The 20,467-nt window shown below is 52.2% G+C and carries 15 protein-coding genes and 1 pseudogene; 7 read left to right on the plus strand and 9 right to left on the minus strand.

Going from position 1 to position 20,467, the window contains the following annotated elements; translation table 11 throughout:
* The first annotated feature begins 12 nt into the window (after positions 1-12).
* The 6 genes from HP555_RS07155 (at position 13) to HP555_RS14215 (ending at position 4,720) form a co-directional block, all read left to right on the plus strand.
* Entirely contained in the window at positions 13-1,446 is a 1,434-nt protein-coding gene (locus tag HP555_RS07155) for an ABC transporter ATP-binding protein (protein ID WP_233249103.1), read from the plus strand.
* Positions 1,446-2,033, plus strand: coding sequence for a heme utilization cystosolic carrier protein HutX (gene hutX / locus HP555_RS07160; protein WP_199260994.1), 588 nt, complete (start codon positions 1,446-1,448; stop codon positions 2,031-2,033). Before HP555_RS07155 ends, hutX begins: the two co-directional genes overlap by 1 nt.
* Positions 2,030-2,545 (plus strand): flavodoxin family protein, encoded by a 516-nt coding sequence (locus HP555_RS07165; protein WP_199260996.1) that lies wholly within the window; start codon positions 2,030-2,032, stop codon positions 2,543-2,545. Before hutX ends, HP555_RS07165 begins: the two co-directional genes overlap by 4 nt.
* Positions 2,546-2,807: 262 nt before the next feature.
* Entirely contained in the window at positions 2,808-3,521 is a 714-nt protein-coding gene (locus HP555_RS07170) for a MotA/TolQ/ExbB proton channel family protein (protein WP_199260998.1), read from the plus strand.
* Positions 3,522-3,566: 45 nt separating this feature from the next.
* Positions 3,567-3,974, plus strand: a complete 408-nt coding sequence (locus HP555_RS07175) for an ExbD/TolR family protein (RefSeq protein ID WP_199261000.1) — start codon at positions 3,567-3,569, stop codon at positions 3,972-3,974.
* The gene (locus tag HP555_RS14215; protein WP_199261001.1) at positions 3,971-4,720 is read left to right on the plus strand and encodes a TonB family protein; all 750 of its coding nucleotides are present in this window, start codon (positions 3,971-3,973) and stop codon (positions 4,718-4,720) included. Before HP555_RS07175 ends, HP555_RS14215 begins: the two co-directional genes overlap by 4 nt.
* 307 nt (positions 4,721-5,027) lie before the next feature.
* Here the strand turns inward: HP555_RS14215 and HP555_RS07185 are convergent.
* Positions 5,028-5,392, minus strand: a pseudogene (locus HP555_RS07185) (GIY-YIG nuclease family protein).
* Between the two features lie 576 nt (positions 5,393-5,968).
* Between HP555_RS07185 and HP555_RS07190 the strand changes: the two are divergent.
* Positions 5,969-8,092 carry a Tex family protein gene (locus tag HP555_RS07190; RefSeq protein WP_199261003.1) on the plus strand — a complete coding sequence of 708 codons (2,124 nt, stop codon included), beginning with the start codon at positions 5,969-5,971 and terminating at the stop codon, positions 8,090-8,092.
* A 30-nt stretch (positions 8,093-8,122) separates the two neighbouring features.
* Here the strand turns inward: HP555_RS07190 and HP555_RS07195 are convergent, their stop codons facing one another.
* The 8 genes from HP555_RS07195 to HP555_RS07230 form a co-directional block, all read right to left on the minus strand.
* Positions 8,123-8,770 carry an NAD(P)-dependent oxidoreductase gene (locus HP555_RS07195; protein ID WP_199261005.1) on the minus strand — a complete coding sequence of 216 codons (648 nt, stop codon included), beginning with the start codon at positions 8,768-8,770 and terminating at the stop codon, positions 8,123-8,125.
* A 292-nt stretch (positions 8,771-9,062) separates the two neighbouring features.
* Complete coding sequence (locus HP555_RS07200; RefSeq protein ID WP_199261007.1) at positions 9,063-10,700, minus strand: type I restriction-modification system subunit M; 1,638 nt, start codon at positions 10,698-10,700, stop codon at positions 9,063-9,065.
* 23 nt (positions 10,701-10,723) lie between these two features.
* Positions 10,724-11,836, minus strand: a complete 1,113-nt coding sequence (locus tag HP555_RS07205; protein WP_199261009.1) for an AAA family ATPase — start codon at positions 11,834-11,836, stop codon at positions 10,724-10,726.
* The gene (locus HP555_RS07210) at positions 11,833-13,380 is read right to left on the minus strand and encodes a Fic family protein (RefSeq protein WP_199261011.1); all 1,548 of its coding nucleotides are present in this window, start codon (positions 13,378-13,380) and stop codon (positions 11,833-11,835) included. Before HP555_RS07210 ends, HP555_RS07205 begins: the two co-directional genes overlap by 4 nt.
* Complete coding sequence (locus HP555_RS07215; protein WP_199261013.1) at positions 13,377-14,657, minus strand: restriction endonuclease subunit S; 1,281 nt, start codon at positions 14,655-14,657, stop codon at positions 13,377-13,379. Before HP555_RS07215 ends, HP555_RS07210 begins: the two co-directional genes overlap by 4 nt.
* A gap of 78 nt (positions 14,658-14,735) precedes the next feature.
* Positions 14,736-16,241, minus strand: a complete 1,506-nt coding sequence (locus HP555_RS07220) for an RNA-binding domain-containing protein (protein WP_199261015.1) — start codon at positions 16,239-16,241, stop codon at positions 14,736-14,738.
* Positions 16,231-19,287, minus strand: a complete 3,057-nt coding sequence (locus tag HP555_RS07225) for a type I restriction endonuclease subunit R (RefSeq protein WP_199261017.1) — start codon at positions 19,285-19,287, stop codon at positions 16,231-16,233. The genes HP555_RS07220 and HP555_RS07225 overlap by 11 nt, the downstream gene beginning before the upstream one ends.
* 300 nt (positions 19,288-19,587) lie before the next feature.
* Positions 19,588-20,262: a DUF1294 domain-containing protein gene (locus HP555_RS07230; protein ID WP_199261019.1), complete on the minus strand. Its 675-nt coding sequence runs from the start codon at positions 20,260-20,262 to the stop codon at positions 19,588-19,590.
* Between the last annotated feature and the right edge of the window lie 205 nt (positions 20,263-20,467).

Raw genomic sequence — 20,467 nt, forward strand, 5'->3', positions numbered from 1 at the left:
GCCATGTTGCAGATGTCTTCAGTTTCTTACTCGTATCCCCATGCTGCGAACCTGGCCGTGCGTGACATCTCTTTAAGCCTTGCGCCTGGTGAAGTGATGCTGTGCACCGGCCGGAGCGGCTGCGGCAAGTCCACGTTGACCAGGCTGGTCAACGGGCTTGCTCACCATTACCTTGGGGGCACTGTGCAGGGCCAGGTACTGGTGGATGGTCAGGACCCCCTGCACATCTCTCCGGCCGAGCTGGCCCGGCATGTGGGAACACTGTTTCAGGATCCGGAGCGGCAGTTTTTCGCGCTCACTGTCGGGGATGAGCTGGCCCTCAGCTTACAGTGGCGAGGATGGTCAGCGGACGACATTCGGCAGTCGGTCGACGAAAGTGCCTGTTTGCTCGGTATCGAAGACATGCTGTCGCATACGATTCTGGGTTTGTCGGAAGGACAGAAACAAAAGGTGGCTCTGGCCTCTCTGTTGGCGGCCCGGCCAAAGCTGCTTGTGCTGGATGAGCCGACAGCCAATCTGGATCCTGAATCAACAGCCGAACTGACGCAGATCCTTGCCGAATTGAAAAAACAAGGCATTGGGATGTTCATCGTCGATCATCGTCTGCACTGGTTGCGTGATCTGGCTGACAGCGTTCTGGTTCTGGAGAACGGACGGATTATGGCTCGCGGCGATTTTTCCATGCTGGACGATGCTGAGTTGCGGGTGAAGTACGGCCTGCGGGCGGCAACGGTTGACGATCCGCGCACCACCCTGCCTGATATGTACACAAAACAGGAGGCAAAATCGCCTGACCGGGAGACCGCCTTTTTCAGCTGCCATGACCTTGTGTTTGCCTACCCAAAAGGCAAGCCGGTTTTCTCCGGAGAAAGCCATAGCTTCAATCCCGGTGATATCATTGCGTTAATCGGGGAAAACGGCGTAGGCAAGACAACACTGGCCCGCCTTCTCACCGGGCTGGAACGCCCACAAGAGGGAAGTGTTCAGATAGGCGGGAATGCTGTGAAACCCAAACGGCTTTCCCGTCACGTGCAGGTCGTCTTGCAGAACGCCGGACACCAGCTCCGTATGAAAAGCGTCATGTCCGAGCTGGAGGACGCAGCGGAAGGCGTTGTCCCAAAAGAAAAGCATGCGGCGACCGTACAGTCCTGCATGGAAACGTATGCGCTCGACCAACTGGCAAAACGGCATCCCCAGTCGCTTTCCGGTGGCGAAAAGCAGCGTCTGGCAGTGGCCTGTGCGGCTATCAGGCAACCGGACATGCTGATTCTGGACGAGCCGACCAGTGGTCTGGATGGTGAAAACATGCAGCGCATGGCGGAAAGTATGCGGCGCGTTGCCGCTGACGGCGCCTGCCTGCTGGTAATTTCCCATGACCTTGAACTTATTCAACACGTATGCACGGGGAAAATCGTGCTGCAAAAAAATACAGGAGATATTGCGTAATGACTTCCACCAATTCGTCTACAACTGGAACACTCCGCTCGCTGGTGGCGGAAAAACTGGCTGAAAATCCAAACTTCATGCCGCAGATGCTGGCCAAAGAACTGGGCGTTCCCATGCGCCGCATTATCGAAGCACTGCCCGATTCCATGCGATCATACGCACCGGGATCGGCATTCATTGCCATCTGGGAAACCATGACGACATGGGAAAAGGTTACCTTTATGGCTGAGACTCCGGGGGCTATTCTGGAGATCTCCTGTCGGCTGCCCAAAGGCAAGGTTGCCCATGGCATGTACAACCTCATGGATAAGACCAACCCATTGTGCGGACATCTGCTCATGACTCGGGTTGATTCCATCTGGTTTGTTTCCAAACAGTTGTTCGGCCTGGAAAGCCATTCCGTGCAGTTTTTCAATATGCAGGGAGATCAGTGTTTCAGCGTGTATCTGGGACGGGATGAAAACCGGCAGATCATTCCTTCGGTAAAAGAAGGGTTTCTGGCGCTTAAAGCCGAATACCCCTGCACCTGCAAAAACGAAACAGGCTGCAAAGAGAGTGCACCGATTCAAGAGGGGGCATCCATATGAAAACGCTGATCGTCTATTCCAGCCGTACAGGCAATACGCGTATGATCGCTGAAGCTGTACACTCTGTCGCCCCTGCAGACGCCGAATTATTTGCCGTGGCCGATGCACCGGACCCGGCAGACTACGATCTGCTTGCGTTGGGATTCTGGGTGGACAAAGGTGAACCGGACAGGGCCATGACAGACTACATGGGCCGTGTGCAGGGGAAATCCGTTGCACTGTTCGGAACGCTCGGGGCCTGGCCGGATTCGGATCATGCGCGGGAGAGCGTGCAGAAAGCTGTTGATCGTGTGCCCGGCAGCAAGGTGCTCGGCACCTTTATCTGCCAGGGTAAGATTGATCCGAAAGTCCTTGCTGCCATGGCCAAGATGCCGGAGGCGGCCAAACACCATGCCATGACCGCAGAGCGAAAGGCCCGTATCGCCGAAGCCGCAAAACACCCTGATGAAAACGACTGTGCCGCGGCGCGAAAATTTTTCACAGATATTTTGCAACAGGTCAGCGTGAAATAGGTGGTGATTGCCGATGAACCGGTACAGTCAAAATGAACACTTCGGAAAGCTCGTTGTCTGAACGATCAGCTTTTTGACGATCTGGACGAGCGCCAGGAACAGGAGCTGTACCGGTTCATGCAGGGATAAAGCAGCCGGGCCGGTCGATGAAAAGAAGGACAGTGCATATCACCGGCACGGTAAACGGAGATATTGTCTTGCCAGGGTTTTTATCTCAAAAACACGAACACGATTTTCCTGATACAAATGTAAGGTATTCTGTATGTCTATGTCTCTTATTTATCACAAGATAGGACCGGCTGGTGTTGTGCTTGTGCTTCTTTCCTTTGCAGCCCTGTATTTTTCCATAAAAAATGTGACGTTGCTGCTGCTTATCAACAGAGATTTTCGTCAACGTTTCAGCAAAATAGAGTCCGGCGAACTGTCGTATTCCTCCGAACTGCACAGGCCGCAGAATCCGCTCAGTGGTATTATTGCGGCGGTTGTAGAGACACATGCCACCCACTCCAACGATATCCGTGCTGAAGTGGCGTATCTGTTCCACCGTAACTTTGAGCGTATCAACCGCGACATCACCTGGCTCAAGCTCATCTCGGTCATTGCTCCGCTGCTGGGATTATTGGGAACCATGCTCGGGATGGTCGCCGTGTTCCGTGAACTTGCAGCCGGGGCAGGAGCCGCCAACGCAGCCACGTTGGCCAACGGTATCTGGGAAGCACTCATCACAACCATCATGGGGCTGACAGTTGCTGTGCCGACGTTGGTTGTTTTTTATTTTTTGAGTCTGAAAATGAAAGGCTTTCATATTGAGGCCATTGAGCACAGCTACCGTGCTGTGCATCTGTTCCAGCGCAACTGTCCCCATGCCAGGACAGTACACGAAGCAGAATCCTCATCTCAAGGCAGATGCCCCATGAGCGGGCAGGACGGAAAAACAGTTTTGCAAAGCGACTGTCCTTCTGTGGAAGCGGTCTGAAAACGCCGCCGGTAACAGGTAAATTATGTGTTCAGAGGATTGGTTATGTCGGAAACGTTTTCTTTTGAAGATGAAATTGATGCCAATATTGATCTGACGCCACTGATCGATACGGTATTTATGCTGCTGATCTTTTTCATTATGGCGACCAGCTTTTCCAAGCCGGTGCTTGAGGTTGCCCTGCAGGAGGCCCAGGGAGCTGTTGTTCAGGAAAGGGAAGAGGAGCCGCTCACCATCACGGTGACCGGAGATGGTCGTATTATGTGCAACGATGAGGAAACATCCCTGGAAGATTTTGAGTCGGTTATCGCTGCCCGCCCTGAAGGGGAGGCCGTGGTGTTTAATGTGGATAAAACAGCGAACTTCGGCATCTTTGTGCATTTGCTGGATATAGCAAAGAAGAATGGTCAGACTGATTTCGCCATTATCACGGCTCAGGAAGAGAAGCCATGAGTACGACTGCCTGTGCCTCTTTTGTATATGGCCGTACGTCTCGGGTCGTCGGCCTGGCTGGAGCGTTAACCGGCCACGGCGGGCTGGTGATTCTGGCTCTGTTGTTTTTATCGCAGACGCCTGCAATACCTTTGCCGCCGCCTGTTGAAGCGACAACCATTGCTCTGCAGGTTGTTGCTCCACAAAAAAAAGTATCACAACCGGCGCCGGTAGAGCCGCCAAAGCCTGTGCCTGTGTCCAAACCAGCAGTACAGCCGGCAAAATCAGCACCCATAGAGCCTGTAAAGCCAAAGTGCGCCGTGACGCCGCCTGTTCCCAAACCGGCGTTACAGCCGTTACCGGAACCTGCGCATTCTGCTGTTCAGCAAAGTTCCGAGCCTGCACCTGTGCCAGCTCCCCGGCCTGTCACGCAACCGGCGCAGATGGCAAACACCGGGCAACCAACCGCTCCACCTGACACACAGGCCAAACAGACGCTGCTTTCCTATCTGGTGGCACAGATTGAAAAACATAAACGCTATCCTGCCCAGGCGCGGCGAAGGGGTATTGAGGGGACTGTACGGATGAAAGTTTCCATTGATTCGGCAGGCAATCTTCTTGCCATAAGCGTGCTGGATGGTGCAGACCCGCTGTTGGCAAAGGCAACGCAATCCGTTGCCAACAAGATCCGGGAGCAGTGGAAAAGCTCCGGCAGCGGTGCGTCTGTGTCTGTCATCGTACCGCTCAGGTACTCCCTTGTGGAATAAATGCCTGGGCGTAAGCAGGTTCGTTCAAAACTTTAATATGTGTATAAAGCGCAGCTGTGCAGCGAATCGCCCGGGTTGTTGCTCCTTAAACCATTGAAATTGCACGACTGCATTAACCACACGGGACACCAGAGTCATTCTGCGCGGAATGACATCAACCTGACTCAGACATCACCCTGTCACCTGCAACGGTCATTCTGCGCGAAGGACGCACAGCGGCCGTAGTCGCAGAATCTATCGTCCTTGATGTGCCAAACGTGGACTCCACGACTGTACCGCATTCTGCGTGGAATGACATCAACCTGACTCAGACATCACCCCCGTCACCGACAACGGTCATTCTGCACGAAGGGCGCGCAGCGGCCGTAGTCGCAGAATCCATACAATCCAGACTCAAATCTTTCCAATCCGGATTATTTTGCTCAATCAAAGCAATTTTCCAGGCTCTTTTTCTGTTTTGATTTTTTTCTCCAATTCGATAGCAGCATGGATATCTTCTCCAGATTCGTACCAAACCAGCATATGCACAGTATATTTTGCGCTGAAGCTTTCAGTGTGTGTTTTGTTTTTATGTTCATATATACGGTGCTCCAGGTTACTGGTCACTCCGGTGTAAAGCGTTCCATTTCGTTTGCTGGCGAGAATCGGGGTGGAGGTGTGTTTCTCTTCCATGTGGCGTTCCTGCATAAAACTGGATTCCGCGACTACGCGCGGAATGACTAGTGTTCTGTTTGGTTCATATCGTCTTTTAATTTTCAAGGAACTTCTGAAGCCATATGTCAGAACTGCGAGGTCAGAAGAAGGAAGGCTGCACCTGAAACCCTTGAAATTGCATGACTGAACTAACCGCACGGGACACTAGCTCAGACATCACCCTGTCACCCTGCAACGGTCATTCTGCGCGAAGGGCGCGCAGCGGCCGTAGTCGCAGAATCCATCATCCTTGATGTGCCAAACGTGGACTCCACAACTGCACCGCATTCTGCGCGAAATGACATCATTTTTTTTTACAATTTTGTATACCGGAAGCAGCCGTACTTATGGTATTGGCTGTCACAGTCTTTTCTTTGCAGTTTAAAAGGTCCATTGCGGGGTATGATAGGCCATACATGCGAAACACATGCTTATCGGCGGGTTGTCTGTGCAGGGGACCGTTGATGGCACTTGATTGTCTCTGCAAACATCTCCCGTTGTACACACCCCCATTGTCCAGAAACATCAGCTAAAAGCAGGTTGTCTACAGGTACCATGCACATGTATGCAAACACTATTGCCAGGGAACTTGGCATCCGGACTTCTCAGGTAAAAGTCGTCTCTGCCCTTCTTGATGACGGCGCCACCATCCCCTTTGTCGCCCGTTATCGGAGGGAGGCCACGGGCTCTCTTGATGAGACACAGATTACAGCTATCCGTGACAGAAGCGCCGACCTCCTCAATCTGGACAAACGCCGCTCCGCCATCCTTGCCTCACTTGCTGAGCGAGACCTCTTAACCAAGGATGTACAGCAGGCAATCGAGGCTGCGGCCGATCTGACCACGCTTGAAGACATCTATCTGCCTTACCGGCCCAAGCGAAAAACCAGGGCATCCATTGCCAAAGAAAAAGGCCTGGAGCCGCTGGCAACTGTGCTGTATGGCCAGAGTAAACAGCAGGTCGAGGTTGAACCTTTTGTAAATGCGGAAAAGGGTGTGGCCACGGTTGAAGAGGCCTTGGAAGGTGCCCGTGATATCATGGCCGAATGGATCAGTGAGGATGCCTCGATCCGTGCCGGTCTGCGGGATCTTTTTCAGCGCCGATCCACCATCACCTCAACTATTATCAAAGATCAGGAAGAGAAGGGCAGTAAGTTCAGGGATTATTTTGATTGGCAGGAGCCTGTCACCAAGGTGGCCGGCCATCGACTGCTGGCCATGTTCCGCGGTGAGCAGGAAAAAGTTCTCAGCCTTTTGTTTCGACCGCCCGAAGCCGACTCATTGGCTTTTCTGCACCGTTACCTGGTTCGTTCCACAGGTTTTGCCGGGCAGCAGGTGGCCCTTTCCCTTGAAGACAGCTACAAACGATTGCTGGCGCCTTCTCTGGAAAATGAACTGCGCCGAAACCTGAAAACACAGGCAGACCAGGAGGCCATTGCTGTGTTTGCCGAAAACCTGCGTGAGCTCCTTCTCGCTGCACCACTTGGGCAGAAGCGGACCATGGCCCTTGACCCTGGATTTCGAACCGGGGCAAAGCTGGTCTGTCTTGGTGAGCAGGGAGAACTGCTCCATTCCACAACCATTTATCCGGTGTTCTCCGGAAGACAGCAGGAAGAGGCAGCCCAGACAGTCCTGCAGCTCTGCCGGCAGTACCGCATTGAGGCCATTGCCATTGGCAACGGTACCGCCAGCCGGGAGACCGAAGCCTTTGTGCGGGGTTTACCGCTTGCACCGGAGGTGATTGTCACCATGGTCGATGAAAGCGGTGCCTCCATCTATTCGGCCTCAGAGGTGGCACGTGCGGAATTTCCCGACCATGACATCACGGTGCGCGGCGCTGTCTCCATTGGTCGGCGACTGCAGGATCCACTGGCCGAACTGGTCAAGCTCGATCCCAAGGTCATCGGCGTTGGTCAGTATCAGCATGATGTCAATCAAAAGGCATTGAAACAGAGCCTGGATGACGTGGTGATCAGTTGCGTGAACAAGGTTGGTGTCGAGGTCAACAGCGCCAGCAGGGAACTGCTGACCTATGTGTCAGGACTGGGCGAAACACTGGCAGCCAACATCCTGGCCCATCGCAGCGAGCACGGCGCCTTTACCACCAGAAGACAGCTGTTAAAGGTGCCCCGTCTCGGGAAGAAGGCATTTGAACAGTGCGCCGGTTTTTTACGTATCCACGACGGTAAAAACCCGTTGGATCGTTCAGGTGTGCATCCCGAACGCTACGACATTGTCGAGCAGATGGCAAAGGACTGCGGCTGCACCGTGGCAGCGCTCATCGAACAGGAACACCTGCGGCAACAGATTGATCTTACGCAATATGTAGACGATGAGGTCGGGCTGCCGACCCTGCAGGATATCATGGCCGAACTTGCCAAACCGGGTCGCGATCCACGACAGTCATTTACTGCCTTTGCCTTTGCCCCGGGGATTGAAAAGCTGGAGGATCTGCAGGAGGGCATGGTGCTGCCGGGTATTGTCACCAATGTGACCAGATTCGGGGCGTTTGTTGATGTCGGCGTGCACCAGGACGGTCTTGTGCATATCAGCCAGCTTGCTGATCGCTTTGTAAAGGATCCCGCCGAGGTGGTCAAGGTACGGCAGCAGGTGCAGGTGCGCGTTCTGGAGGTGGATACAAAGAGAAAACGCATTGCACTTTCCCTGCGCAACACCTAAGGCCTTGCGGCTACATCGCAGATGTTGCTGTTACGGTGCAGTCTGTGGTGTGGCCGCACTGATAAGCTGGTGGTCATAGCTGTCTGTGGTCGCAGCCTCAAGCAGCACCCAGGCAGCATCTTCGTAGGAGACAAAAGGCCCGGCATCCCGGTTAATCCGTATCGTTGCCTGCACGTCCGGGCTGCGGCGTCCGGTTCCCTGCATACGGCCCGGACAGAAGATAACATAGTTGATACCTGCCTTGCGGATGATATCAATACATGCACCATGAAGGGCGTAGGCCTGTTCAACCCAGCTGCCCAGGTGCTGCAGCTCTTTGTAATTCGGCGTGATACCGTCTTCAGCCATGACATTGGTTGTACCACCGGGCCAGCAGAGTTTTTTAACACCGTTGCGCTTCACAGCTGCTGCTAACTCACGGGCCAGATCAGGAGCCGCCCCTCGTCCTGAAAGAACAACATCAATATCCTGCATTGCTTTATCAAGCACCTGTGCATCTGTTCCATCACCAACATGGATGTTTTCCAGTTTGGCAAGGGTGGCTTCTCCAAGGTCATCCCGAAGCTTTTCCTGATTTCTCACCAGAACAGATACAGGCAGGTCGCGTTCCAACGCCTCCAGAACCAGGCATTTACCCAGACCCCCCACACCAACAATTAAAACACGCAAAGGCTTCATACTTCTCTCCGGATAAAAAGATATGGCGGCCTCTGGTTGCAGCCGCAAATCTGGAGTGCAGGCTGCGTTTGCAAGGCCAGGGAACGAACAGACCAGACAACAACTATACCTGGGCAACCGATACCACACAAGCATCCAGGCATCTGCAGCCGCCACTTTGTGTGGTCACCGGGCAAAACAGCAGACGACTCGTTGCATCTATTCTTCAATTGGAAAATGGCAAAGGAAAGGGAACGTATGGGGTAAAACTCATTTTCCAAACCATGCCAAAGGCGAAGTAGAAGCTGTGCACTCACTGCTGAGGGCCCGGCAGTGGCGGCAAGCCGAGTTCTTTAAGAAAGGCATTATGCTTTGTCGCTGCCGCCAGAATGTCTTTTTCAATGGCTGTCAGTTCCTGGTGTACGCTCGTCAGGTCGATTTCCGGTTCCGGTTCGGCGGTGCTGACATAGCGGGAGATGTTCAGGTTCCAGTCATTGGCCTTGACCTCATCCATCCCGACGCGCCGGGCATACCGCTTAATGGGCTCTTCCGGGCGCTCTTTATAGGTGTCGATAATCTTTGCAATGTGCTCTTTGTTGAGATGGTTCTGGCGCTTACCCTTTTCAAACTCCTTTTCCGCATTGATGAACAGCACGTCATCTGATTTTTTACACTTCTTGAGTACCAGAATACATACCGGGATACCTGTGGAATAAAACAGGTTGGCCGGCAGACCGATCACTGTGTCGATATTACCGTCTTCCAGCAACTTCCGGCGGATGCGTGCTTCTGCTCCGCCACGGAATAACACACCATGGGGCAGGATAATGGCCATTACGCCGTCATCCTTGAGGTAGTGGAATCCGTGCAGCAGAAAGGCAAAATCTGCTGCAGATTTTGGTGCAATGCCATGGTTTTTAAAGCGCATGTCTTCGCTGGCCTCGTCCCGCGGTTGCCAGCGATAGCTGAAGGGCGGATTGGCCACCACGGCATCAAACTTTGGTTTTTTTGCCGGGTTGGTCTCGCGCAGCCAGTCCCACTCGTTTGTAAGCGTGTTGCCATGATAGATCTCAAACTCGGTATCCTTCACCCCGTGCAGCAGCATGTTCATTCGTGCCAGGTTATAGGTGGTAACGTTGTACTCCTGGCCATAGATTTTGCCAATGGTGCCCCCGGCCGCGAGCATACGCCGCCGCACATTCAAGAGCAGCGAACCCGAGCCGCAGGCGAAGTCTAAAACGTTATTGAGTTTATGCCGTGGACCGGTCTCCGGCGATTGACTGTCCAGAATAACAATGCCGGAAAGAATGTCAGATATCCGCTGCGGTGTGTAGAATTCGCCGGCTTTTTTGCCTGAGCCGGCAGCAAACTGATCCAGTAAGTACTCATAAGCGTTGCCGAGCATGTCTGTATCAATCGAGAACTCAGCCAGCTCTTCGGCAATCCGCTTGATAATGGTGCAGAGTTTGTCGTTGCGATCGGTATAGGTTTTGCCAAGCTTATCCGAGGCCAGGTTGATCTCGGAAAACAATCCGGCAAAAGTGCTTCCAAAGGACTCGTTCTCAATGTACTTGAATCCTGCCTGCAGGGTGTTCAGCAGTTCGTTGTTCTGTGTGTTGGCAAGGTAGGCAATGCTGGTCCACAGGTATTCGGGCTTGATGACATAGTGAGCCTTGCGGCGCATCTGTTTTTCAAACATCTCAATGTCATCCGGGTTTTCCTCATACCACACTGACAGGGATGTGCGTCCGCTATTTTCAACACTGTTCGGGTCTGGATAGTCCCTGCCAAGTTCCTTTTTTGACGCAGTCTCGTAGTTGTCCGAGAGATAGCGTAAAAATAAAAACGCGAGCATATAGTCGCGAAAGTCATCGGCATTCATGGAGCCACGCAGATCGTCTGCGATCTTCCACAGAGTTTTGCCAAGTTCCTGCTGGTCGTTTTGAGTCATAAGATATTTCTTATTTTTGAGAGCTATCTATTCGGGAATAACTCCCGGTTGAAAGGATAATGGTTGATGAAGTCGTGAAGAATCCTCCGAAAGTGCTCTTTGTTTTCTGCGAGCATTTCCCGTGGCTCATAGAGCGAATAATTGCCGTGATTAAGAATGTTGATCAGTCGTGTGTGCAACACATCTTCCACGTCATCGTCACCCTGCCGGATACAAGCGGAAAAGTTGTCGTAGCCGTGAAAGCTGGCGGTTTTTTCCAGGATGGCTCGGAGCATATTGAAGTGATGTGTATAAAGCTCGCCACTTTGTTCAGCCTCGTACAGTCCGGCCAGTGCTGCCACATGATGAAAAAACGGCGTTTCGCCGGTATCACGGAGAGTGTACTCGTTTGACACCCGATCGCACGCTAGAAAAAACCGATCGCGCCGATTCTTCTTTCGTTTAATTTCGTTGTACAGTACGTTGAAGAATAGCGCGTGGTGAGTGGAAATTACTGTTTTAAGTTTGCTTTCTGGATTCTTCAACAATCTGGCCAGGTGTGTTGCAACGGCAACCGCATTTTGATCATCCAGCGACGATATCGGGTCATCAATATAGATATACCGAACCCAGTTATAGGGGCCATTGCCATCGTCGTCCAGTGTGAGTTGGACAATGGCAAGGAAAAAGCACCAGATGAAGATATTCTCTTCGCCGCGTGAGATCTTAATACCATCTTCGATACGATGTCCGTCACCATCCGACACTTCGCGCGAAAAGCTCACTTCCCACCTGTCGGTGTTGATACGAAAGTCAAAATCTACGTAGCGGCTGAGCAGGGGACGGATGCGGGTATCCATCTCCAATTCTTCGAGCCCGGCAAAAAATCGCGATTGGGAATTAAGACGCAAAACTCGTTCGCTGTCGTTATCCAGGTCGTTATCCCATGTGAACAGATCTTCGGTAAAAGCGTTGAAATAGAGCGTGTCACGTTTGTCCTCATCAGCAACATCTTTACCAAGATTCTTGAACGCGGTGGACAGTCGCGTTTTGCCAATGCCGTTGTAAGCGTAGAGCAGGATGAATTTCTTGTTCATCAGCTCATCACGCAGGTGTTGGGCCAGCGCAGGCAGGTCCGAGAAAGGCTGAATGCTCATATCTGTCTTCTTCGCAGCCAGGCCATACCCTTGCTCGTCAATCGATATTTCTGCAAAGGACTGCGGGGCTTGTCAGGGATGGTCATTTCCATCAAGCCCTGATCAATAGCTGTTTGCTGATAATGTTCACGAAAATGTTTCTCATCCTTCAGCCCCAGAGCGGCCATCAGTTCAGCGCGGCTCATTTCACCCTGAAGTGTCTCAAGCAGTCGACCTACTTCAGGGGTAGCTTCGGGGGTAGCTTCGGGGGTAGCTTCGGGGGTAGCTTCGGAATTTTGCTCCTCAACAAAGCCTGGATGTATGGGCAAACGGATCAAGAATGAACTGCGCTCATCATCACTTTCAAACACGGGCCCAGGTGAGCCGTTAGCTTGCATTACCCGAAGAATTTTTGGAATACCCGTAGATCGGCCTTCAGTAAGATTCAATTCTTTTAAAAATTCACCGATACGGCGATTGCGATAACGACGACTGACGGCACGGCCTGCCTGCAGGTCTTCCATGCGGATGGAACGATCTGGGCCGGGAAAGCTCAGCACCATCAGTTCTTCCGGGGTGATGCGCACCTCAACCGGTTCGCGGATCTCATAAGAACGGTGATATACTGCATTCACCACCGCCTCTTCAACGGCCGCCAGCGGAAAGTTCCAGAAACGCTCTGCCTGGGGGCGATCAGGATGTTTGATAACCGTTTCCTTCAGGTAATTGCGAGCAATGTAATCCACTGCATCGCGGGTAATATGTCCCAGCGGCCCGATAAATTCCTTTTCTTCAAAGCGGTCGCCGCCAGCACCCTCGGGAAAATACACCACGTCAATCTGGCTGGCCGGGAAAAATCGATCTGGGCGGTCATTGAAAAACAACAGTCCAACATTCTTCGGAAATGCCATCTCCACCGGACCGCCAACAATATTCATGCGCCGTCCCAACTCTTCAACACTCAATGTTGCCGATCCATCTGCCAACTCACTGCCGATTTCCTGTAGGAACTCACGTATCAGGTGCGTTGACAGATCGGCAAGACCGGCACCCTGATGGTAACGGTCGTCAAAAGGCACCGTGGCGGCCAGCGATAACAACTCACGTTCATCGGCACCTTTTGCCCGCACGGTACTGGTGTGCCTGCGCAGGTAGAAAGCCCACTCGGCATTCTTATCACCCAACCGGACACGCGCCTTATATGGGCGGGTCTCTCCACCCGGCACCCATAACACCAGAATCAACCTGCCCCGCACCTCATAGGTGGCGGTCAGTGGATGATAAGGCGGCTGGATTGCTGCATTCCCCAGGTTCAGCAGTTCCTTCTGGATACGGTCAATCTGCTCCGACAGTAAGCCCGCAGGCGGCAAGACCGGCTGACCGTTTTGTTCTTCAACACCAACCACCACATAGCCACCGCCCAGATTGTGAAAGTCATTGGCAAAGGCACAAATACTGTGCAACACCGCTTCAGGATTCCAGCCCGTCTTGTATTCCACCCGCTCGCTTTCAATGGTACGCAGATGAAGCAGGGAATTAAGGTTGATGGGGAGTTTGGTGGTCATGACAGTCCCACCTCTTCCAGCACTGGAAACAGTTGCTGCATCAGGCCTTTTTTGTGGTCTTTCAGGGCGTCGATGCGTTTGCTTTGGGCAATGATTTGGTCGTCGAGTGAGGAGAGGCAGTCAGCGATTTTTCGTTGTTCGGTGTTGGTCGGTGGAAGTGGAATCACGAATGAGCGTATTTGCGCAAAATTTAAGCCTTGGCGGTTTCCGCCTGCCTGGAAACTGTCTATCTGCCTCTGCCCACGTTCGGAAATCAGGAACTGATTAAGCAAAATGGGGTTCAATTCTTCTATCTTTGTTCGAATAATACAAACGTGTTGATTTACATTCCCACCAGCAATTTTGTCATCAGCTACGGCGCTACGACCGATGGATGCGCCGGTAATATTCAATAGGACATCGAGCATGTGAATCTCAGTGGCATCAAATGAAGAGTGGGTACTTTCATCTATAAATACCAGATCATCGAGAAAAAGTTCGCCACAGCCAACATTTTGGCTACGTATGAACGGTCGTCCAGTTGTCTTATAGTTTTTGTCCCCACCGCGTGGCGTGATGCCACTTCCAACTTTGGTTGTTATGTTATGAAGGACATGCTCTTCCCATTTTCCCCTATCCTGAAACTCAGGAAAGCGGAGGCGGGGGCGGGTTTTGCCTTCACGGGGGAAGAGCTGTTGCATCAGCCCTTTTTTGTGATCCTGCAAAGCTGCCAGCTTCCGCCCTTCTGCCGCAATCAGATCATCCAGCGAACCCAGACAGTCAGCGATTTTTTGTTGTTCGTAAAGGCCAGGGAAGAAAACATGTATTTGAGAAAAAGCCTCAAACTTTAGGTTGAGAGTATCTTTGACCAAACCTTGAGAATAGCGTCTGAACTGTCTAATTAGTTGTTTAGTCTTGAAGTAATAGGAGAAAAAACGACTATCGACTTGGTCTTTGGGGGTACAAACGGTATAGGCTGGACTTACAAGCCCCTCGTTTGTCGCCAGTGCACTCCGACCTTCCCACATCCGCATGGTGTTATATGCAATATCTCCAGCGGAAACACGTAAATACTTTGATTTATTCGCACTAGAATTGTCTTTCCGACCGGAGTTCTGCTGCAAAATCAGCCCCTCTTTTTCCGTGAGCGAGAGTAGTGGAATGTCTTCATCTCCAGTTTCCTTTCTCTCCACGAAAAGATTCCCGAGTGCATCATTATTCCACTCTCCCGCATCCCTAAACTCCGGAAACCGCAGCCTTGGCACCAGCCCTTTTTTTTGTGTCTTCTGTTTATTCATCTTCCTGCAGCTTGTCGGGATTATTAAGGGGTCTTTTTTCAGCCAAGGTCATGCTGTGTATCAGTTCATTTTGCATGGTTATTCTTCTCTGATTTTCTGCACCAGTTGCTTGCCCGCTTCTGTCAGGCGGTATTGCTGCAATCGGCTACTGGGTTTGTCCGGCCGAGTCATTTCAATCAAGCCCATATCCAGCAGACGGCGAATTTGTTTGTGCAGTTCGCCCGAAACGCTCTGGTGACCAAGTTGTCGAGCCAATGCCTGCTTGCCTGCTTCGGCCTGCGCGATCAGTAATACCAGTCTGGCAGCCAAACGTGACTCTAGCTGTGACTCTAGCTGTGACTCTAGCCGTGACTCTAGCCGCTCGGCCTCGATTGGTGACATGATGGTTGTTGCGGTCAGATCTCTACTTGTTTGCCATTGGGGTGCGGGACGACGGATGAGTGCTGTAAATTGATTGCCACTGACCTCACTTTTCAGCTCTATCTGCGGCCACTCTTCCAGCGCACGAGGGATGCCGCTGCCAACTCCCCTGTAGGGCAAAATACGAAACGCATGTTCGCTCAGAGTGGGGTTGCGTCGGTTGGTTTTGCCGTGGCGGATATCGTCAAGACTCAAGCTGTCAGGCAGGTGGCCTGGGCTGATGATCTCGATACGGTCGGTAAAGATCAGGATGCGAATAGAGGCACTGGTAAAATAGTCACGATGTACCAGTGCGTTGACCAGCAGTTCCTGCAAGGTAATTTCTGGTATTTCCAGAATGCCGGGCGAATTAAAATCCTGCTCGCCTTGCACGCGGTGCAGGTTGCGTTTGATAAAGGCCAGTGCCTCGGTGTATTGGTGCTTTAGTGTGCCGCCGATATCCAGACTGTCCAGATAACGGGTATCTGCGATGCTCGTGCCGGGGAAGGTGACGGCTTTGATAGAGCATACCGGGCGCCAACGCTGAGGGTTACGACCAAACAACAACAAACCTGATAGATTCAACTCACGACCATCGCCCAACCCCAGATTTTGCAAAATAGCGTCCAGAGGCAAGTTGATTATGCTGTTACGGTCGCCATAGTGTTGGTTTAAGTATTGTCGGAAGACGGTTTCATCCAGATCCGCACTGGTGGTGTCGGCCACGGGCACAATATCAGCGTATACCAGTCCGGCACGCTGAAACATTCTTTGTAACTCTTCACGGGCAATCAGTTGACGCTTGTCTGCCCCCTGTTTGATCCAGATACGGCCCTGATGATCGAGATAGGGCTTGGAAACACCATCGGGAATGGTAACGATGATGACCATCCCTTGCTCGGTCAGTACATTTTCCGTTAGAAAACTGATAGGTGGGCGCATGTGCTGGCTGGCGGTATTGCTCAGCATTTGGTTGGTACGGCGCACCTCGGCAGTATCCAAGCCAGCGATACTGCCATCGTCATTAACGCCAATCAGCAAGGTACCACCTCCGCTGTTGGAAAAAGCCACCAACTCAGCGGCCAGTGCGTCCGGATGGTTGATGCTGCGCTTAAACTGCTGACGACTGTATTCTCCTAAGGCGATTTGCTCCAGCAATTGCGCGATGGCGGATTTATTGCTCATAGGCACTTAGTCCCGAGATGGTGCGTCCTGCCGCCTGTTTTTTGAGCAGCGGCACCAGGTCTTCCATGAGGGCCAGTTCGCGTATGCTACGTTCGCGCCAGCCAAGATCAAGCGGGGCCAGCAGATCGGAAAGCTGCTCACCGTCAAAGATCATGCGCTGCAGGATAGCATCCACAAAACCGGTCAAGGCTTGCGGCAACAGACCGTGTTTATCTGCAAGATCAGAGAGTTCCCTGGCCCGCTTCTCGGCCTTAAACTGTTGGTAGCCGTCTCTGATCTGCTTCTCGTCAAGGGGCTTGCCGGTTTCCAGTGAGCGGACGTACTCGCTGATTGTCTGGAGCTCATCAAGAAACTTGGCATCAGACTCGATCAGAGCAATGAGCTGTTCGCGGGTCATCTTGGCTGTTTTCTGGTCCTGCTTTGTGAAGCGGGCAATCAGATTCATGATGTAGTCATAGTCAATGGTTGCCGAGGCAAAGAGGACAAACTCAAAATCAAGCTGCTCAACCAGCGGGTTGCCTGAGCCGCCCGGTTTTTCGCGCTGCTCGCGCAGACGCTGGGCAGTCTCCAGATAGGCGCCGCGAAAGCCGCGAAGATCGTCTTTTGGAAGTATCTGTTCGATCTCTTGTTTTTGCTCGCTGGTGAGGTCGGTATACTGGTCGAGCTGGGTCTGCAGGCGTTGAATCTCCTTGAAGTGACTGATGAATCGGGCACGGAGGTCGTCGCCCTTGAGATTGGCAATGGCCTCGGGCCTGGGCTCAAGGCTCTGGGATTTTAAAAATGTATCCAGGCCGGCCTTGGCCTGCTTGAACTGTTCAATGACCTTGGGCGCCTTGTCCACCAGCCAGATCTCCCGACCCTTGTCAGCCTGGGTACCGGAGAACAGGGCAATGGCCTCGTCAACGCTATCCTGCTGACCCCGAAAATCGAGGATATGGCCATAGGGTTTGGAAGCGTTGAGGATGCGGTTGGTGCGGCTGAAAGCCTGAATCAGGCCGTGGTGTTTAAGGTTTTTGTCCACGTACAGGGTGTTGAGGTACTTGGAGTCAAACCCGGTTAAAAGCATATCCACAACAATGGTGATATCGATTTTTTCCGCGCCTTTTTGCGGTAGATCAGCGTTAGGGTACTGCTGGTCTTTGATGCGCTGCTGTACATCCTTGTAGTAGTCGTCAAATGTATGGATGGAGTGGTTGGTGCCGTAGGCGGTGTTGTAAGCGGCGATGATCTTTTCAAGTGCGGCTTTCTTCTTTTCCGGCTCGGTGATGTTGTCTGCTTTTTCCTGGGGCAGATCCTCCTGCAACTGGCGGACATCGGCATTGCCTTCTGCAGGTGGTGAGAAGACCGCAGCAATCTTGAGCGGTTTGAAGTCAGGGTTTTCGGTCTGGAGCCTGGCCTGCATCTCTTTAAACAGCTCGTAATAGGCAATGGCGTCATTGATGCTCGCTGTGGCAAACAGTGCATTGAAGCGCCGGTCTGCAGTGGCGGCATCGTGTTTGGCAAGAATGGCCTCGATGATGGCCTGCTTGGTCAGCGTATCACCCGGGGCAGGTGGATTCTGACTGTCGGGTTGGTAATAGTCCACGTGAAAGCGCAGGACATTGCGGTCTTCAATGGCATGGGTAATGGTGTAGGCGTGGAGTTTCTGCTGGAAGACATCTTCGGTGGTTCTGAGCGTTTGAATATTGCCGTCGATCTGTCTGACCGTGGCGTTTTTATCAAAGATGGGCGTGCCGGTAAAGCCAAAGAGCTGCGCCTTGGGAAAGAAGTCTTTTATGGTCTGATGCGTATCACCAAACTGGGAGCGGTGACATTCGTCAAAGATGATGACCATGCGCTTGTCGCGCAGCGGTTCAAGCTGGTCGGAATACTTTTCCCGGCCTCGCTGCTGACGTCTTTTGTTGCGCTGGCTTTGCTCGTCCAGGGCAAGGCCGAGCTTCTGGATGGTGGTAACAATAACCTTGTCGGCATAGTCGTCGGAAAGCAGCCGTCGCACCAGCGTGGCAGTGTTGGTGTTCTCTTCAACGCAACCTTCCTGAAAGCGATTGAACTCCTCTCGGGTCTGACGGTCCAGGTCTTTGCGGTCAACCACAAACAGGCATTTGTGAATGTTGTGATTGTCCTTAAGCAGCGTGGAGGCCTTGAACGAGGTGAGTGTTTTGCCGCTGCCGGTGGTGTGCCAGATATAGCCGTTGCCGCTGTTTTCCTCAATGCACCTGACAATCCGATCCACGGCATAGATCTGGTAGGGTCGCATCATCATCAGCTTCTGCTCGCCGGCCACCAGCACGATGTAGCGACTGATCATATCGCCGAGCGTGCATTTAGCCAGGAAGGCCTCGGCAAAGTCGTCGATATGTGTAATTTTGATGTTATCCTCGGTGGCGAATTGATAGATGGGGAGGAAACGTTCCTCGGCATTGAAACTGAAGTGTTGGGTGTTGTTGTTGGTGAAGTACCAGGTGTCTGTCCGGTTACTGACGATAAAAAGTTGCACAAAGCATAGCAGCGTGCGCGTATAGCCGTTACCAGGGTCGTTCTTGTAGTGGGCAATCTGCTGTATGGCCCGCCGGGGACTGATGCCGAGATTCTTGAGTTCGATCTGAACAGCAGGAACACCGTTGATCAGAAGGATCACATCGTAACGATGGTGGCTGTAGTCGGTGTTGATGCGCAGTTGATGGACAACCTCAAAGGTGTTTTTGCACCAGTCTTTAATGTTGACTAGGGTGTAATTAAGCGGCGTGCCGTCATCGCGGGTAAAGCTGTTGATCTCGCGAAGGAGGCGTGAGGCGGTAAAGACATCTGAAGTGACGATCCCGCCGAGCAATCGGTCAAACTCGCCATCCGTCAGGCTGACCCGGTTGAGGGCCTCAAATTTTTCACGAAAATTTTCTTCAAGGGCAGCCCGGTCGCGAATATCAGAGCGGATGGTGTACTTTAAATTGCTCAGCAGTTCGATGAACGCGGTTTCAAGATCCACTTCACGAACTGTTGGCGGCGTGTAGGTTACCGAACTGTCATATCTGGTATGAGAAGAGTGCATAATCGGGTCCTATGGATACAGGTACGGCAGCGCGTGGTAAGGTATCTTGCGTTCAGGTCCACTGTATCATCAATCCGGTGGCTTTGAACCCGTTGAAAATACAATTGATGCCTTTGACCTGATTGGCAGCTGCGCTTCATTCGGCGACCGCTGCATTAGACCACAGCAGTCTTAAAAACCAAGGGAAAAACACGGGCGAACTCCTTTCTGATAAAAGGTAAAAAACTCGTTGGGAAGCTGGAGAACGCGTTAGGACAGAGTGTTTAACCGGGTTCAATACACGTCTAACAGATTGACTTGCTAACCAGTAACCAATGCTATGAACCGAGTCACCCAATTAGTAACCAATGTTATGAGCTGAGTCGCCCAACCCGAAAGCAATGCTATGGGTTGAACTGCTTGCTCCGAAACCACAAGCCACCAGACACCACCTATATTTGCCAGAACTGAGAGCCAAAAGACAAACTGAAAAGACCCTTTGACGGTTTTATGATGCAATATCTGCTGGGCAATGATGCCCCCCGGCCAACCTCCCAGAAAATCAAGCAGATGTAAGGTGCTTTCGGGAGTACGCCACGCACCCCGCTTTGCTGCACGTTTATCGCCCGTGTACGCTAAAAATGAGATCAGGCTGCATAAGAAATATGAGCCGGCAATGATCAGGGGCAGCTTATGCAGAGCAGAGGCCAAGGCAACCAGCACCAATGCAAAAAAACCGAGGGTAATTCGTAGCCAAAAGAAGACTTGCGAACCTGAAATTCGCTGGGCTGCGGCCAAGCTGACCCTCGTGGCTTGCAGGCGCCCCTGAGAATCTTTGACCATGGAGTAAGTAACCGGATCTTCAATTATTGGTCTGCGAGATCGTGATTTGACGTTGCTGATGTGCACAAACACTCTGTTGCCGCCGCCCTTGGGCTCGATGAACCCAAAACCCCGATCATCGTTCCATTCTGTTATTTTTCCCGCGTATTTCAAGAATCCCTCCATGGACGGTCAGTCGTATTTTTGTCAGACTGCAGGCAACGACATCTTCCAATCCGTACTTTGGCAGCTGTTCAACTGCAACCGGCAATCTTTAGGCAGTGCAACATACCTTTGTGGGCCTGTCCTGTCCGGGACAGTTAATCTTGATCAGCACTTCCCAAAACGTATCACCCGTGCCTGGGATGGACCAAAGCAC

This window comes from Desulfobulbus oligotrophicus, assembly GCF_016446285.1.
Classification (GTDB): Bacteria; Desulfobacterota; Desulfobulbia; order Desulfobulbales; family Desulfobulbaceae; genus Desulfobulbus; species Desulfobulbus oligotrophicus.

Coding starts and splice junctions, on each gene's coding strand:
- HP555_RS07155 (WP_233249103.1), top strand. CDS start 13: ATGTCTTCAGTTTCTTACTCGTATCCCCATGCTGCGAACCTGGCCGTG.
- hutX (WP_199260994.1), top strand. CDS start 1,446: ATGACTTCCACCAATTCGTCTACAACTGGAACACTCCGCTCGCTGGTG.
- HP555_RS07165 (WP_199260996.1), top strand. CDS start 2,030: ATGAAAACGCTGATCGTCTATTCCAGCCGTACAGGCAATACGCGTATG.
- HP555_RS07170 (WP_199260998.1), top strand. CDS start 2,808: ATGTCTATGTCTCTTATTTATCACAAGATAGGACCGGCTGGTGTTGTG.
- HP555_RS07175 (WP_199261000.1), top strand. CDS start 3,567: ATGTCGGAAACGTTTTCTTTTGAAGATGAAATTGATGCCAATATTGAT.
- HP555_RS14215 (WP_199261001.1), top strand. CDS start 3,971: ATGAGTACGACTGCCTGTGCCTCTTTTGTATATGGCCGTACGTCTCGG.
- HP555_RS07190 (WP_199261003.1), top strand. CDS start 5,969: ATGCACATGTATGCAAACACTATTGCCAGGGAACTTGGCATCCGGACT.
- HP555_RS07195 (WP_199261005.1), bottom strand. CDS start 8,770: ATGAAGCCTTTGCGTGTTTTAATTGTTGGTGTGGGGGGTCTGGGTAAA.
- HP555_RS07200 (WP_199261007.1), bottom strand. CDS start 10,700: ATGACTCAAAACGACCAGCAGGAACTTGGCAAAACTCTGTGGAAGATC.
- HP555_RS07205 (WP_199261009.1), bottom strand. CDS start 11,836: ATGAGCATTCAGCCTTTCTCGGACCTGCCTGCGCTGGCCCAACACCTG.
- HP555_RS07210 (WP_199261011.1), bottom strand. CDS start 13,380: ATGACCACCAAACTCCCCATCAACCTTAATTCCCTGCTTCATCTGCGT.
- HP555_RS07215 (WP_199261013.1), bottom strand. CDS start 14,657: ATGAATAAACAGAAGACACAAAAAAAAGGGCTGGTGCCAAGGCTGCGG.
- HP555_RS07220 (WP_199261015.1), bottom strand. CDS start 16,241: ATGAGCAATAAATCCGCCATCGCGCAATTGCTGGAGCAAATCGCCTTA.
- HP555_RS07225 (WP_199261017.1), bottom strand. CDS start 19,287: ATGCACTCTTCTCATACCAGATATGACAGTTCGGTAACCTACACGCCG.